Annotated in this window: 17 protein-coding genes; 9 read left to right on the top strand and 8 right to left on the bottom strand. The window is 73.1% G+C overall.

Going from position 1 to position 14,739, the window contains the following annotated elements; genetic code table 11:
* The 4 genes from AB0M18_RS29485 to AB0M18_RS29470 all read right to left on the bottom strand — a co-directional run.
* A partial coding sequence (locus AB0M18_RS29485; protein ID WP_365763287.1) for an O-antigen ligase family protein occupies nt 1-1,304 on the bottom strand: 1,304 nt, incomplete at its 3' end.
* A gap of 2 nt (nt 1,305-1,306) precedes the next feature.
* On the bottom strand, nt 1,307-2,740 hold the full coding sequence (locus AB0M18_RS29480) for an exopolysaccharide biosynthesis polyprenyl glycosylphosphotransferase (RefSeq protein ID WP_365763285.1): 1,434 nt from the start codon (nt 2,738-2,740) through the stop codon (nt 1,307-1,309).
* Nucleotides 2,737-3,879, bottom strand: a complete 1,143-nt coding sequence (locus tag AB0M18_RS29475) for a glycosyltransferase (protein WP_365763283.1) — start codon at nt 3,877-3,879, stop codon at nt 2,737-2,739. The genes AB0M18_RS29480 and AB0M18_RS29475 overlap by 4 nt, the downstream gene beginning before the upstream one ends.
* Before the next feature lie 13 nt (nt 3,880-3,892).
* Complete coding sequence (locus AB0M18_RS29470) at nt 3,893-5,008, bottom strand: DUF3344 domain-containing protein (protein WP_365763281.1); 1,116 nt, start codon at nt 5,006-5,008, stop codon at nt 3,893-3,895.
* 382 nt (nt 5,009-5,390) lie between these two features.
* Between AB0M18_RS29470 and AB0M18_RS29465 the strand changes: the two genes are divergently transcribed.
* From AB0M18_RS29465 to AB0M18_RS29440, 6 genes are all read left to right on the top strand, one after another.
* Nucleotides 5,391-5,633 (top strand): chaplin, encoded by a 243-nt coding sequence (locus AB0M18_RS29465; protein ID WP_365763279.1) that lies wholly within the window; start codon nt 5,391-5,393, stop codon nt 5,631-5,633.
* Between the two features lie 310 nt (nt 5,634-5,943).
* On the top strand, nt 5,944-6,804 hold the full coding sequence (locus AB0M18_RS29460) for a hypothetical protein (RefSeq protein WP_365763277.1): 861 nt from the start codon (nt 5,944-5,946) through the stop codon (nt 6,802-6,804).
* A 263-nt stretch (nt 6,805-7,067) separates the two neighbouring features.
* On the top strand, nt 7,068-7,364 hold the full coding sequence (locus tag AB0M18_RS29455; protein ID WP_365763275.1) for a hypothetical protein: 297 nt from the start codon (nt 7,068-7,070) through the stop codon (nt 7,362-7,364).
* 194 nt (nt 7,365-7,558) lie between these two features.
* Nucleotides 7,559-8,584: a hypothetical protein gene (locus AB0M18_RS29450; RefSeq protein WP_365763273.1), complete on the top strand. Its 1,026-nt coding sequence runs from the start codon at nt 7,559-7,561 to the stop codon at nt 8,582-8,584.
* A gap of 102 nt (nt 8,585-8,686) precedes the next feature.
* A complete protein-coding gene (locus tag AB0M18_RS29445; RefSeq protein ID WP_365763271.1) occupies nt 8,687-9,184 on the top strand; it encodes a hypothetical protein in 498 nt (165 codons plus the stop codon).
* A 305-nt stretch (nt 9,185-9,489) separates the two neighbouring features.
* A complete protein-coding gene (locus AB0M18_RS29440; RefSeq protein WP_365763269.1) occupies nt 9,490-9,768 on the top strand; it encodes a chaplin in 279 nt (92 codons plus the stop codon).
* Nucleotides 9,769-9,853: 85 nt separating this feature from the next.
* Here AB0M18_RS29440 and AB0M18_RS29435 read toward each other — a convergent pair whose 3' ends face one another.
* Together AB0M18_RS29435 and AB0M18_RS29430 are read right to left on the bottom strand one after the other, a co-directional pair.
* Nucleotides 9,854-10,720 (bottom strand): tyrosinase family protein, encoded by an 867-nt coding sequence (locus tag AB0M18_RS29435; protein WP_365763267.1) that lies wholly within the window; start codon nt 10,718-10,720, stop codon nt 9,854-9,856.
* Complete coding sequence (locus AB0M18_RS29430) at nt 10,704-11,132, bottom strand: tyrosinase family oxidase copper chaperone (protein WP_365763265.1); 429 nt, start codon at nt 11,130-11,132, stop codon at nt 10,704-10,706. The genes AB0M18_RS29435 and AB0M18_RS29430 overlap by 17 nt, the downstream gene beginning before the upstream one ends.
* A gap of 150 nt (nt 11,133-11,282) precedes the next feature.
* On the opposite strand from AB0M18_RS29430, the gene AB0M18_RS29425 reads away from it, so the two are divergent.
* The 3 genes from AB0M18_RS29425 to AB0M18_RS29415 are packed head-to-tail and all read left to right on the top strand — an operon-like array spanning nt 11,283 to nt 13,471.
* Nucleotides 11,283-11,786 (top strand): DUF5949 family protein, encoded by a 504-nt coding sequence (locus tag AB0M18_RS29425; protein WP_365763263.1) that lies wholly within the window; start codon nt 11,283-11,285, stop codon nt 11,784-11,786.
* Nucleotides 11,787-11,805: 19 nt separating this feature from the next.
* Entirely contained in the window at nt 11,806-12,462 is a 657-nt protein-coding gene (locus AB0M18_RS29420) for a vitamin K epoxide reductase family protein (RefSeq protein ID WP_365763261.1), read from the top strand.
* A gap of 10 nt (nt 12,463-12,472) precedes the next feature.
* Nucleotides 12,473-13,471 (top strand): glycosyl hydrolase, encoded by a 999-nt coding sequence (locus AB0M18_RS29415; RefSeq protein WP_365763299.1) that lies wholly within the window; start codon nt 12,473-12,475, stop codon nt 13,469-13,471.
* Here the strand turns inward: AB0M18_RS29415 and AB0M18_RS29410 are convergent.
* Both AB0M18_RS29410 and AB0M18_RS29405 read right to left on the bottom strand, forming a co-directional pair.
* Entirely contained in the window at nt 13,437-14,048 is a 612-nt protein-coding gene (locus AB0M18_RS29410; protein WP_365763259.1) for a TetR family transcriptional regulator, read from the bottom strand. The two genes, AB0M18_RS29415 and AB0M18_RS29410, sit on opposite strands and share 35 nt — an antisense overlap.
* Nucleotides 14,045-14,734: a hemolysin III family protein gene (locus tag AB0M18_RS29405; protein ID WP_365763257.1), complete on the bottom strand. Its 690-nt coding sequence runs from the start codon at nt 14,732-14,734 to the stop codon at nt 14,045-14,047. Before AB0M18_RS29405 ends, AB0M18_RS29410 begins: the two co-directional genes overlap by 4 nt.
* Nucleotides 14,735-14,739 lie beyond the last annotated feature (5 nt).

Raw genomic sequence — 14,739 nt, 5'->3', positions numbered from 1 at the left:
GGCCCCCCCCCCCCCCGGGGGGGCGGGAGTGTCTCTATCCCCCCGATACCGACCCGCTCCGGCGCCTTGCGATGTACCGCACCAGACCCCGCGGCCTGTCCGGCCCTGGCCCGCCGGGCAGGACCTAGCCGGCGCCGCCGCAGCGCGGCGACCAGCAGGGCCGCCCAGCTGCCGGCGAGGGCGAGCAGACCGAACAGGCCCTGCTCGCTCAGGATCAGCAGGTACATGTTGTGCGGGGACAGCAGCGGCTGGCGGGCGAACGCGGCACCCGCGCCCGCGGTGTCGCTGCCGGAGGACAGCGCGAGCGAGGCGTTGGAGTCGCGGTAGGCGGGGAAGCCCTTGAGGCCGACGCCGGTCAGCGGCTCGGAGCGCCACATGCGGCCGGCCGCCGCCCACATCGTGTACCGGTCGGTGACCGACTGGTCGGGGGCGGCGGCCACCTGGGTGATGCTGGTGACGCGCTCCTTCACCATGTCGGAGCCGATGCCGAAACCGCCGACCAGGACCACCCCGAGGGCCGCTCCGGCGAGCGCGACCCGGGCGGCCAGACGCGGACCGGCGAGCAGCAGCTGGAGACCCACGGCGAGCACGGTCGCGATCCACGCGCCCCGGCTGAAGGACAGCACCAGCGGCAGGAACAGCACACCCGCGCAGACCAGCGCCGCCGTCCGGGCCCGGCTGCCCGCCCGGCCCCCGAGGGCCAGGCCCGCCGCGATCACGAGCCCGTACGCGACGACCGTCGCCATGCCCATGACGTCGGTCGCGCCGAAGGTGCCGACCGCCCGGACGTCCGCGCCCTGGTACGAGGCGCCGGTGCCGGTCAGGAACTGCAGCACGCCCACGCCGCCCTCCAGCAGGGCGAGCCCGACCAGGCCCCAGGCCACCACGGCGAAGTCCCGCCGGTCGCGGATCATCACGAGCACCGCGCCCGGCACCAGCACGAAGATCTGCAGATAGCGGGCCACGCCCGGCAGGCTGGCCCCGGGGTCGTTCGAGGTGATCGCGGCCAGACACACACCGAACACCGGCAGACCGAGCACCACCGCCGCCGCCCGGGTCAGCGGCCGGGCGCCGCCGCGCACCACCCGCAGCAGACAGATCAGCACCAGCAGGCCCGACGCCGCGTCGGCGACCGTGCCCGAGCCGCCCGTCCCGCCCTGCGCGCCGCCGCCGCCCGGCACCAGCAGCAGGGCGATCACCGCGAGCACCGGGGACAGCGCCCCCGCGCGGCGTGCCCACTCCCGTACCTCGGAGCGTGCTGCGGGCCCGGTGTCCGGCACCGGCACCGTCACGGCCGTGGTCATCGTCAGCTTCCCGTCGGTCGCACGAGGCCGGCCGCCGTACGCAGCAGGATGCAGACGTCCTGCCAGAGCGACCAGTGGTCGATGTAGTGGTTGTCGAAACGGCAGCGGTCCTCGATCGAGGTGTCACCGCGCAGCCCGTGCACCTGGGCAAGGCCGGTCAGCCCCACCGGCATCCGGTGCCGGGCCGCGTAACCCGCGTGGACCCGGCTGAACTGGGCCACGAAATACGGGCGTTCGGGCCTCGGCCCGACCAGGCTCATGTCCCCGCGCAGCACGTTCCACAGCTGCGGCAGCTCGTCGAGCGAGGTCTTCCGCAGGAAGTGCCCGGCCGGGCTCATCCGCCGGTCGTTCGCGATGCTCCACTGGGTCGCCGACTCCGTCTCGTCGGCCGGCTTGAGCGTACGGAACTTCAACAGCGTGAACAGACGCCCGTTCTGACCCACCCGCTCCTGCCGGAACAGCACCCCCGGCCCGTCCGCGATCCGCACCGCGAGCGCGCACACCGCGAGCACCGGCAGCGCCAGGGCGAGCGCCGGACCGGCGAGCGCCACGTCCAGGACACGCTTCGCGGTCAGCCCGGGCCGCTCGCCGAGCGGCACCAGACGCCGGCAGCCGTACCCCCACAGGTGGTCGCCCATCGGACCGCCCGCCCGTTCCCCGCCGACCCGCCAGGTGGCGCAGCCGTACTGCTGGAACAGCGTCACCAGACCCTCGTCCGCCGCGTCCGAGGCCAGCACCACGGCGTCGCGCACCGTGTTCTGGATGACCGCCCGGTGGATCTCCTCGGTGGTCGTCAGGACCGGCAGACCCGGCTCGCCGTCCGCGCGCGGCGCGACGATCCCGACCGGCCGCACGCCGTACTCCGGGTGCTGCGCGAGCGCCCCGGCGAACCGCCGGGCCGGGCCCGCCGCACCCACCACGAGCGCGGACCGCGGATGCGTCCGGGCCGCCCGGCGCCGCCGGGCGAGCACCAGACCGCGCACCGCGAACACCGCCGTCACCTGCGTGGCGTACGCGGCGCACAGCCGCAGCGGTCCGATCGCGAGCGCCGGGGCGTACGCGGCGACCGCCGCCGCCGTCACGCACCAGGCGATCCCGGCACGGGCGGCGAGCGCCGGCACCTCGTCGAGCACCCGGGCGGGCAGCGCGGCCGGCCGGTGCAGCCCGGCCCGGGCGTCCAGCGCGACGACCAGGACGACGACCGGCAGCGCCAGCTCCCAGCGGCGGTGCGCCGCGGACAGCACACCGACCGCGAGCAGCACGGCCAGCACGTCGGCCGCGACCAGCGGCACGGCCGCGTACCGCTCCCGTACGGGCCGGCGCAGCGGCAGCGCGAGCCGGTCGGACGCGGTCCGCGTCGATGCGAGACCGGGGAACTGGGCCGCCACGTGCCACGGGCCCGGCGAAGGGTTGACGCTGGTGCTTTCGGTTGTCACTGTGCGATCGGCTCTCTGTGCTCCGTGCACCGCACTCCGGCCACTTCGCGGTAGAGCTCCGCGACGGCCGCGCCGGTGCGCCGCACATCGAATCTGCTGAGTACGTGCTCGCGGGCCTCCCGGCCCAGCGAGTGCCGCAGCCCGGCACGGCCCAGAAGGCGGCCGAGCGCGGCGGCGAGCGCGGCGGGGTCCCCGGACGGGACCAGGCAGTGCTCCTCGTGGCCGGGCGGCAGGCTCTCGCGCGCCCCGTCCACGTCGCCGACCACCACCGGCCGGCCGCTCGCCATGGCCTCCAGCGGCGCGAGGGCCATGCCCTCCCACCGGGACGGCAGGACGACCAGGTCGGCGGCCCGGTACCAGGGCGCGGGGTCGGCGACCGCGCCCGTGAAGTGCACCGAGAAGTACCGGTCGGCGGCCGCCCGCAGCGCCGCCGCGTCCGGGCCGTCGCCGACCAGGACGAGACGGGCGTCCGGCACGGCGGCGAGCACCTCCGGCCAGGCGTCGAGCAGGACGTCCTGCCCCTTCTGCCGGCACAGCCGGCCCACGCACACCACGAGCGGCCCGGAGCCCGGGAGTTCGCACTCCGGGCCCGGGCTCGGCGCGGCGTCCGCGTCATCGGCGGGCGGCGCGAAGCGGGCGGCGTCCACCCCGTTGTGGATCACCGACCAGGCGGCCCGCACCCCGGCGTCCTCGCCGGTACGGCGTTCGGCCGCGCTGACGCACACGATCCGGGCGGTCCAGCGGGCCGCCGCGCGCTCCCAGACCCGGGCGAGCGCGGCGGTCGTCCCCCCGACGGCCTCGAAGGACCAGGCGTGCGGCTGGTACACGGTCGGCACCCGGCCGCGCAGCGCGAGCCGGGCGCAGAGCCCGGCCTTGGCGCTGTGCGCGTGCACGAGCGTCGGGCGTACGGCCCGCAGCAGCCGGCCGAGCTCCCGGGTCTCCCTCAGCAGCGCCGGGCCGGGCTCGCGGCCGGCCCGCCAGTCGTACGCCTCGGCGCCCTCCGCCCGTACCGCGGCGGCGAGTTCGGTGCCGGGCGGACAGGCCACCGCGACCCGCAGGCCCGCGGCCAGCTGGTCGCGGACCAGGTCGATGACGACCCGGGCGACCCCGCCGTCACCGGGCTGGACGGCGTGCAGCACGTCCGGCCCGGGGTCAGTCCGCGTCGGCCGCTTCGAGGCCACGTGGCTGTTCGAGGTCCGCCTGGAGGAAGAGCGCGCCGAGCCAGACGGCGTCCTTCCGGCTTCCGAGGCGGATGTGGAAACGATCGGCCCCATGGCGCAGCGCCCCCCGCAGATCGAAGACGTCCGAGTCGTACCCCAGGGTGTTCTGATGAGCGGGCAGTCGTTCCATCCGACTTGTTCCCGATTCCGTGATGCTGGAGTTCATCACGTCGTCCGCGGAATTCGCGGAATCGGAGATCACGCTGCGCGTGACGCTCTTCGCCCGGCCGGTCTCCACCGCCAGGTAATCCCCGGCAGTCCCCCGGTCGCCGTCGTAGCCGACGATTCCGAGGTGCCCGTCCGCGCCGACCGGAACGCGGTGCGCGCCCAGCGCGAGCGGGACCGTGAGCTCCTGGTTCTTCGGCCCGAGCGTCTCGAATCCGTCCCATACGGCCAGTCGGCGCAGTGGCTCGTCGGCCTTCTCGTACGCGGCGACCAGCGTCCAGCCGCCCCAGCCGCCCACGGCCGAACGGCCCATGGCGACGTTCACCTGGGCGACCGTCCACAGGCCCGAACGGGACGAGCGGACCAGCTCGGTGACATCGGCGGAGGCCTGGAAGGCGTCGGCGCCGTCGGCGGTGCGGTGGCCGATCGTGGTGTCGGCGAGCACCGCCTTGTACTGGCCGCCGGGCTCGGCGATCAGTACCCGGCCGTTGTCCTCGGGCGGCTTCTGCTCGCCCACCCGCAGGTTTCCGCCCCAGTACAGGCGGGCCCAGCTGACCCGGGCACCGGCGGGCACGCGCAGTTCGGCGCGGCTGGAGTTGTAGGTGTTGGGATCGGCGTCCACGTCGACGTACGCGATCGTGGCGCCGTCGTTGGCCGACTCGGTGCCGGCGGCGCCGGTGGCCGAGGAGTTGGCGGCGCGCACGACCCCACCGTGCTGCACCGCCTCGAACCTCGCCTTGAAGGGCAGTCGGGCGGACTCCTCGGACCGGGGCGCCGGCGGGGGCGCGGCGGCCGAGGCGGCCGGGAGCACGGCGGACAGCGCCGCGCACGAGAAGGCACACACCAGACCCCGACGTACGGCATGAACCGCTGAATTCCGCATACAGGTTCTCCGCTTTGATGAGAGAGAGAAGGGAAGACCCGTGGTGACCGGGGGAGGGAGGGGAGAAGTCGGTCGCGCGAAATGGATGAACGCGCGACGGGACCGGAAGCAACGTCCGGGAACGTTATAACCCCCGCGACGGGCGATAGTAAGCATTAGATGCTCACAAACGCTAACTTCCGTATCCAACCGGCACGTTCCTCGTTGAGCGTGTTGCGCCTTTCTGGGCCCAGTCACTCGAATGACGCTCCTATGGCCCAAAGATCGGTTGAACGTCACCCGTTCGGGAGAGCAACCGATGAAATCCAGCGGCGTTGTTGATGCAGCCGGGCAATACCGTCCGTGCCGTCCGAGTTGAAAATCGATCGAGGAGACGTTCTCCATGTCCCGTATCGCGAAGGCTGTTGCTCTGTCCGTCGGTGCCGTCGCCACCGTTGCCGGTGCCGCGGGTGTCGCCGCCGCCAGCGCCGGAGCCGAGGGCGCCGCCGTGGGCTCCCCGGGCGTGCTGTCCGGCAACCTCGTCCAGGTCCCGGTCCACGTCCCGGTCAACGTCTGCGGCAACACCGTGAGCGTCATCGGCGCCCTGAACCCGGCCTTCGGCAACACCTGCGTCAACGCCGGCTGACCTCGCGCGCCGGATCGCGGTCCTTCCGAGGCCGGCGCGGCGACCCGTCCGGGTCGCCGCGCCGGCCTTTCGCCGTCCGCCCACCGTGCTGCCCCCTGTGCCGACTCGTTCGGATCTCGTTCGAACCCCGTTCGGACGCACCCCCGTGCGCCGTCGGGTGCAACGGCGCACGCCCCGTGGAGGAGCAGGTCAGGCGGGTGGATTCACTCGAACGGATTCGTGGCGCTCAGTAGTCCGTCGGTTGCGGAGCGCTATAGCCGCAGGCACGGTGGCAGAGCTGTTGTCCGACGCATAAGGAAAAGGAACACATATGCGTCCCCATGCTTTGCCCCGCTTCACCGCCCTGGCGATATCCGCCGCACTCACCCTCGGCATGGCGGGACCCGCCTTCGCCGACGAACACCGCCCGTCCCGCCCGGCCGCCCATGCCGGCGCCCGAGCCCCCCTCCCCGACGCCGCCGCCCTCCTCGCCCAGGCCGACGCCCTCGGTGAACTCGGCTCCGTGAGCACCCCGGTGACCGAGCTGATCACCGCGGTCCTGAAGGCCGACGACGGGCAGCTGCCCGCCGCCGACGCCGAGGCGTTCAAGGAGAAGATCGCGACCGCCGTCGACGCGGCGAAGGAGACGGCCCCGGCCCCGCTCCCCGAGACCCCGGTCACGCCGCCCGCGGCCGAGACCCCGGTCACCCCGCCGGCCGCCGAGACCCCGGTCACGCCGCCCGCCGTCGAGACGCCCGCGGCGGCCTCGTCGGTGACCTCGGCCGTGACGGCTCCCGTGACCTCCGCGATCCCGGTCGGCGTCCGGGCCGCGGCGCCCGCCGACGTCGTCGGCGACGCGCTCGCCACGGTCCAGAAGGCGGTCGCGGACCTGCTCGCCGCCGTCACCTCCGGCAACGCCACCGGTGTCGTCCCCCAGGTCACCGCGACCCTGACCTCGCTGGTCAACCTGGTCGTGGCAACGGTCCTCGGCAGCGGTCTGCCGGCCCCGGACCTGGCCGGGCTGCCCACTCTGCCGAGCCTCCCGGTCTCGACCGACACCCTGCCGGTGAAGCCGCCGGTGTCCACGGGTGACCTGCCGGTCAAGCCGCCGGTCTCCACCGACACCCTGCCGGTCACGCCGCCGGTGTCGACGGACGCCCTGCCGGCCACGCCGGCGCTGCCGGTCCGCTAGCCGGATCCGCGCACTCCGGGCCGGGCCCGTCCCAGAACTCCTGGGCGGGTCCGGCCCTTTTCGCGCCGGCGTGCGCGGGTGGTGGCGCGGGCGGTACGTCAATCACACCAGTTCCATTCCTTCGGGTGCAGTGTCGGGAAATCCCCGCTCACGGAGTTTCCGGGCGGCGGACGTCTCGTTACAGAGAGCGGAACGACGTACGGGATTCACCTCAAGAGGCCTGTACGGCAAGCGACTTGCTCACCGATGGAAGGAAACCCTTCATGAAGCCCACCAAGGTTGCCGCGGCCGTCGCCGGTTCTCTGCTGGCCCTGGGTGTCGCCGCGCCCGCCATGGCCGCGGAGAGCCCGCTGCCCACCAGCCTGGACGGTGGCCTCGGCGCGCTCACCGGCAGCGGGCTGAACACGGACGTGCTCAGCAACACCACGGAGGGCTCGCCGGTCAAGGCGGTCACCGACACCGCGGAGAAGCTGAACGAGGTCGGCCAGGGCGGCGCCAAGCTGCTCGGCGGCGTTCCGCTGGGTGCCGGTGCGCTCGGTGGGCTCCCGCTCGGCGGCTGACGGCGACTCGGCCGCCGATGCGGTGAACGGCCCTGGCGATCCCGGCCAGGGCCGCATCTTTTTGCCTCCCTTCGAGGTCCGATTGAATGATTTTCTGATGGTATGTCGTGTTGCTCCCGTTTTCTCGGGTCCCGCTTCCTACGCTCGCGTTCGTCCCACGCAGTCGGAGGCGTGGCATGTGGAGGAAGAGCGGAATGCGACCCAACATCAGCAGGAAAATCCTCACGACCGCCGCGGCGGCCGGCATCCTGTCGCTCACCGGCGGCATCGGTCTCGCCGTGAACTCCGTGGCCGCGACGGGAGATCCGTCCGCCACCGACGCCGGTCACCACGCGCGAGTGCCCCTGCCGGCCAACATCTGCGGTGACCACGCGGGGTCGGGGGAGCTGTCCGCGGCGGTCGCCGACATCTGTCGCCAGGCGGTCGAGTCCGCCGTGAAGGGCGGCGGGCACGACGACCCCGACGGCTACGGCGACGACGAGGGCGGCCACCCCACGAAGCCGCCCACGGGCCACCCCACGACGCCGCCCACGGGCCACCCGGGGTGTGAGGAGGGCGGGTACGGCCACGGTTGCGAGACGACCCCGCCGCCCACGACGACTCCTCCCACCACAACCCCGCCCACCACCACCCCGCCCACCACGACGCCGCCGACCACGACTCCTCCCACGACGACCCCGCCGACCACGACCCCGCCGTGTGAGGAGGGTGAGCACGGTCCGGGCTGTGAGACCACGCCGCCCACCACCACCCCGCCGACCACCACCCCGCCCACGACCACGCCGCCGACGACGACTCCTCCCACGACGACCCCGCCCACCACCACTCCTCCGTGTGAGGAGGGTGAGCACGGTCCGGGCTGTGAGACGACGCCGCCGACCACCACCCCGCCCACCACGACGCCGCCGACGACGACTCCTCCCACGACGACCCCGCCGACCACGACCCCGCCGTGTGAGGAGGGTGAGCACGGTCCGGGCTGTGAGACCACGCCGCCGACGACGACTCCTCCCACGACGACCCCGCCCACCACCACTCCCCCCTGCGAGGAGGGCGACCACGGTTACGGCTGCGAGACCGACCACCCGCACCTGCCCGACACCGGCAACGACTCCACCGCCCTCATGGGTGCCGCGGCCGTCAGCGCCGCGCTCGTCATCGGCGGCACCGTGATGTACCTGCGCGGCGGGCGCCTGGTCCGCGGCGGCCGTAGGCACTGACGCGACGTCAACCGAGGCCCCCGCCCTCACCGGTGGGGGCCTCGTGTTGCTGCACTCAGGGGAATCCCGTCACGTATCGGCCGGGCAACTCGTTTGCAGGACATGAATCTGCGATCTCACGCCGGCCTGGGTCTCCTCGCCGCCGCCCTCGCCTCGGCGGCCCTCGCCCCCACCGCCTCCGCCGACGCCCCCGTGGTCGTCCCGCTGCAGGGCCTGGAGCCGGTGCTCCCGATGGACGCCCCCACCGTCGCCACCGGCGTCCCCACGCCGATCCCGGGCGCGCCCACCGGCTTCCACAAGGGCACCGGCGCGCTGCCGGACCTCTCGCTGCCCCGCCTCCCGCTCGCGAGCACCCTGTCGGAGACCGACATCGCGGCGCCGCTTCCCGAGGTGCTGCGCGGCAGCGAGCCCGGCACCGCCGAGCTCACCAGCCCGCGCTCCGAGATGAACGCCGTCACCCCCGGCGCCACCGTCGGCAACGCGCTGCACGCGCCGCAGGGCGACCCGCTCGGACTGCCCGGGCTCGGGGTCCCCGAGGTCGGCCTGCTCACCCCCGCGCTGAACGGCGCGCTCGACCCGCAGCTCGGCCTCGCCCCCTGACCGTTTGCGCAGTTCTTGTGCAGAGCGGTGGACCGGCGGGTGAAGACACGATTCTTCCCGCCACCCATGGGGTCCTTGCTCGTTGCAAGTGAAGGCTTGTCGCATGGCCGCGGCCCGCGGAACACCGGTCCGGCCCGTCGTATCCGACGGCGGGCGGACGGGCGCTTCGCGGGCCATCTCTTCCGATTCTGATTTTTCTTCGCTCCCATTCGGCGCAATGCCCGTGACTCGTGTGAGCTTTCGCCGTTGAAGGACGCGTGTGGCCGTGATTCTCGCGGTCGCTTTCCCCGTTCAAGGAGTTCTTGATGTCTCGCATCGCGAAGGCTGCCGCTGTTATCGCCGGCACCGGTGCCGTTGCCCTCAGCGGGGCCGGCCTGGCCGTCGCCGACGCCGGCGCCGAGGCCGTCGCCGCCCACTCGCCCGGCGTCGCTTCCGGCAACGTCGTGCAGGTCCCGGTCCACGTGCCGATCAACCTCTGCGGCAACACCGTCAACGTCATCGGCCTGATCAACCCGGCCTTCGGCAACCAGTGCGCGAACGTCGACGGCGGCCACGGCCACGACGACGGCGGCTACGGCGGCTGACCGCCCGCCTCCCCGGAGTGACCCGGCGTCCCCCGGCCCGTACCAGCGGGCCGGGGGACGCTTTCGTGTGCCGGGGCGGCGTCCGTCACGCGTAGCGGTAGACGGCGCTGTGGTCGAGCAGCTCGGACGGCGAGACGTTCCACGGGCCCATCCGCTCGCGCAGCGCCGCGACCTTGCGGTACTGCGGGTCGCCGAGGGGCGGCGGGTCCTTCGGCAGATAGCCCGCGCTCGGGTTGCGGGCCTGCCAGCGCGACCACAGCAGGTCCACGTAGGCGTGGTGCAGCCAGAAGACCGGGTCGTTGACCGAGCCGCCGCCGAGCATCAGCCCGCCGACCCAGCGGTGCACCCGGTTGTGCAGCTGGAAGCGGGCGTTGCCGGTGCCCTGCCCCCAGCCCTCGACGCGGTTGCGGAAGCCGGTGGGGCTGGTGGAGTTCCACGGAGCCGTGTCGTACGTCCGTTCGCGCAGCGCCGTGTCCACGTCGGCCGCGGTGGGCAGCGTGATCGGGTCGCCCGGGCGGCCGAAGTCGCGGCTCAGGTACTTCTGTTCGGTCATGCCGTAGCGGACCGTCCAGCGCCCGGTGGCGTACGCGAAGGGGCCGGTGGTCACCTGGTGGTCGCCGGCCCGCCCGTTGCCGCCGAGGAAGTCCTCGCCCCACAGCGAGGCCGCCGGGGTGTTGTCCCGGGTCCAGTCCCAGTACGGCACGGTCACCGACGGGTCGATCTTGCGCAGGGCCCGCTCGAACTCGAGCAGGAACTTGCGGTGCCAGGGCAGGAAGCTGGGGCACATGTGTGCGACACGCAGCTTCCCCTCCCCGTCGGAGACGTAGTAGTCGATATGGGTGCGGACGAACTCGTCGTACCCCCCGTTGCGCTTGAGCTCCAGCACGGCGGAGACGAAGCGCCGGCGCTCGGCGCCGGTCAGGTCGCGCTGGTTCTTACGCGTGTACGCCACGCGGGCTCCCTCCCGGATAGGCGGCCCCGGCGTCGTGGCCGCCGTGCGCGGCGGCGTAGCGGCTCAGCGGCTCGGGTCCGAGCCCGGCCACGGCCGCGCGGGTGGCCGCGAGCGGCGTGGGGCAGGACTCGTAGTGGTCGACCGGGGTGACCCAGCCGCCGTCGGCGCAGCGCATCAGGTGCAGCGGCCGGCCGTCGACGAGCACCACGGGCTCGCCGGTCGGTCCCGCGAAGCCCTGGATGCGCCGGCCCGCGTACATCTCGTCGAAGGCGTGCGGGTCGCCGGCGTCGTGCGGACCGGTCCGGTCCTGCCGGTCCGGTATGGCGGTGATACGGGTGAGCGCGCCGCCGGTGAAGGCGGTGACGGCCAGTGCGAAAAGCGAACGCACGGCCACCCGGCGCGGGACGATCATGGGTGATCTCCTGGGGTCGAAAAGGTGCCCTATGGGCACAACGATGAAAACCCCGGTTCGTTGCGGCGGAAATGCCAGCGGACGGATTCTCGGCCGAATGAGTGAATTCGGCTCCGGCTACCGGGTGTTCGTCCCCTAGCATCCGGATTCATGACCACTTCCAACGTCGCGTCCAAGGCGCACAGCGCGCATTCGATGGGGACGCTCACCGTCATCTCGTGGACCCTGGGGCCCACCGATGACATGCCCGCCACCCCCTTTCTGATGGTGTATTCGCTCGGGGACGGCCTGCACGGCCCGGAGGCCGTCGAGGCGGAGCTGCGGACGACCCTGGAGGACATGGGCGTGCAGATCGGCGGCGTCGTCGTCGACGCCGGCCAGGACCGCGGGGTCGGCGCGCATCTGCTCGTCGAGGCGGAGCGCGCGGTGCTCACCCTGCCGTTCATGAACGCGCAGTGCATGGTGCCGGCCGAGTGGCAGGCGGCGGCGTACGAGACCGGCCACGTCATCGTGAAGATCCCGGTCGTCCCGTGGGCGGACGCGCAGCCGGGCGTGCCGATCGCGGAGGACCGCCTCAAGGCCTTCCTCATGGACGACCACGTCGTGCGGAACTCGGGTCTCATCGCGGTGCCGGTGAGCCGGATCCAGGGCTGAGCGGACAGGGGGCGCGCTCATGGCGACGGTGAACGTACGCGGCGGGACCGGGGTCCCCGGTCAGCGGCAGCTGGAGGAGACCGAGCGGGCGGGCGGAGCGGGGACCGGCGCGAGCCGGGCCTTCGCCTGGCTGCTCGTGGTGACGGGCGCGGCGGGTGTGCTGGCCGGCTGGGTCATCACCATCGACAAGATCAGGCTGGCCGAGGACCCGGGCTTCCAGCCGGGGTGCAGCCTGAATCCGGTGGTCTCCTGCGGCAACATCATGAAGAGCGCGCAGGCGGCGGTGTTCGGTTTCCCGAACCCGATGCTCGGCCTCATCACGTACGCCGTCGTCGTCGCCGTGGGCGCCGGGATCCTGGCCGGCGCCCGCTACCGGGGCTGGTTCTGGCTCGGGCTGAACGCCGGGATGCTGTTCGGCGTGGCCTTCTGCACCTGGCTGATGCAGCAGTCGCTGTACGAGATCAACTCGCTGTGCCTGTGGTGCTGTCTGGCCTGGTGCGCGACGATCACCATGTTCTGGTACACGACCGCGCACAACCTGCGGCACGGGTTCCTGCCCGCGCCCGCCGCCGTGAAGGGCTTCCTGACGGAGTTCACCTTCGCGCTGCCGGTGCTGCACATCGGGATCATCGGGATGCTGATCCTGACCCGCTGGTGGGAGTTCTGGACCAGCTGACGTGCGTTCCCTGACGATCTGGCCGCGAGTGGCGCCGACGGTGCTGCTCGCGGTCGTTCTCGTGTTCCTGCTGCCGTACGGGCGGCTCGCGCCGGACGGGCGGCACTCGCGGGCGGAGCCCGTACCGCGGCGGGTGACGGTACCCTCCGGCTTCTTCACCGGCTCCGACGAGACCGGGGTGCGGCGGATCGCCGGGGTGGAGGAGTGGCTGGGCGGGGCGTCGCTGACCGTCGGGCACACCTATCTGCCGGGAGACCGCTGGTCGAACATCGAGGGGCATCCGGCGCTGTTCGAGCCGTGGGCGCGCTGGAAGGCGGAGCGGCCCGGGCGGATGTTCGTGCTCAACGTGCCGCTGCTCGACCGCAACGAGGAGGGCCTGACCGACGCGGAGGTGCGGGCGGGCCTGCGGCGCGGGGCGGCCGGCGCGTTCGACGGGCACTTCCGGACGCTGGGCGAGCGTCTGGTGACGCACGGGCTCGCGGACGCGGTCCTGGTGCTCGGCTGGGAGATGAACGGCACCACGTACGCGCACCGCTGCGGGCCGGACCCGGAGAGCTGGAAGGCGTACTGGCGGCGGGTGGTGGCGGAGCTGCGGGCGGTGCCGGGGCAGCGCTTCCGCTTCGACTTCACGCCGAGCCGGGGCCTGGACGCCGTTCCCTGGCCGCGCTGCTACCCGGGCGACGACGTGGTGGACGTGATCGGGCTCGACGCCTACGACCAGCCGGCCGGTCTGTCGTTCGAGGAGCAGGTGACGGAGCCGTACGGGCTCGACTTCCACGCCCGGTTCGCGGCCGAGCACGGCAAGCCGGTGTCGTTCCCGGAGTGGGGGCTGTTCCGCAACGGGGACAATCCGGCGTACGTACGGGGGATGCTGGACTGGTTCGCGCGGCACCGGCCGCTCTACCAGACCTTCACCGACTACTGCCCGCACGGGGTGTGGGAGTGCCCGGAGAACCCGGCCTCGGGCGAGGTGGTCAGGGGCGCGTTCGGAGCGTCAGCCCGGCCTTGAGGGTGTCGACGGTCCGGTCGAGGAGGTGCACCAGGTCGTCGCCCTGGCCGTGTTCGGCCCAGTGGACGGCGGCCTCGCGCAGGGCGCCGAGGACGGCGGCGGTGAAGACCCGTACCTCCAGGTCGTCGCGGGAGCGGCCGGTGCGTTCGGCGATCGCGCCGGAGAGCAGCCGGCCGGTCTGGGCGGTGGTCTCGGTGAGCCGGGCGCGCACGGCGGGGATCTCCACCATGAGGCGGGCGCGCAGCCGGGTCTCGGCGGGTTCGGCGGCGAGCGCGGTGGTGACGGCGTCGAGGACGACGGTGCGCAGCGAGTCGAGCGGGTCCTCGCCGGCCGGGCGGGCGCGCAGCCGGGCGAGGAGCAGTTCGTCCTGGTCGTCGGTGAGGACGATGTCCTCCCTGACCGGGAAGTAGCGCACCACGGTCGAGGGGGAGACCTCGGCGGCCGTGGCGATGGCCTCGGTGGTGGCGGCCTCCCAGCCCTGCTCGGCCGCGATCCGGTAGGTGGCCCGGCGGATCGCGGCGCGGGTCTTCAGCTTCTTGCGCTCACGCAGGGAGGGGCGCGGGGACGGTTCGCTCACGCCTGGTAGGCGACCAGCGAGATGCCGACGTAGTGGACGATGAAGGCGGCGAGGGTGAAGGAGTGGAAGACCTCGTGGAAGCCGAACCAGCGCGGTGAGGGGTTCGGGCGCTTGATGCCGTAGACGACACCGCCCGCGCTGTAGAGCAGACCGCCGACGATCACCAGGACGAGGACGGCGATGCCGCCGGCCCGCATGAAGTCGGGCAGGAAGAAGACGGCGGCCCAGCCCATCGCGATGTAGCACGGGGTGTAGAGCCAGCGGGGGGCGCCGACCCAGAAGACCCGGAAGGCGATGCCGGCGGCGGCCGCCGCCCAGACCGCCCAGATGAGGGGCCGTCCGGTGGAGTCGGGGAGGAGCAGCAGCGTCAGCGGGGTATAGGTGCCCGCGATGATCAGGAAGATATTGGCGTGGTCGAGGCGCCGGAGCACCGCCTCGCCGCGCGGCCCCCAGTTGCCCCGGTGGTACAGCGCGCTGATGCCGAAGAGCAGGCAGGCCGTGAGCACGTAGACGCCGCAGGCGATGCGGGCCCGCGGCGAGTCGGAGAGGGCGACCAGAACAAGCCCCGCGACGATCACCGCGGGGAACATTCCGGCGTGCAGCCAGCCTCGGAGTCTCGGTTTGAGCGGGAACGGCAGCGCCGGGCGCTGCTCCGTTGCGGTGAGGTCCGGCGAGGCTGCTGTCATGGCTC

This window comes from Streptomyces sp. NPDC051909 (genome assembly GCF_040681095.1).
Classification (GTDB): domain Bacteria; phylum Actinomycetota; class Actinomycetes; order Streptomycetales; family Streptomycetaceae; genus Streptomyces.
Note: the sequence above shows the minus strand (reverse complement) of the source record. Positions and strands in the feature narration are given on the sequence as shown.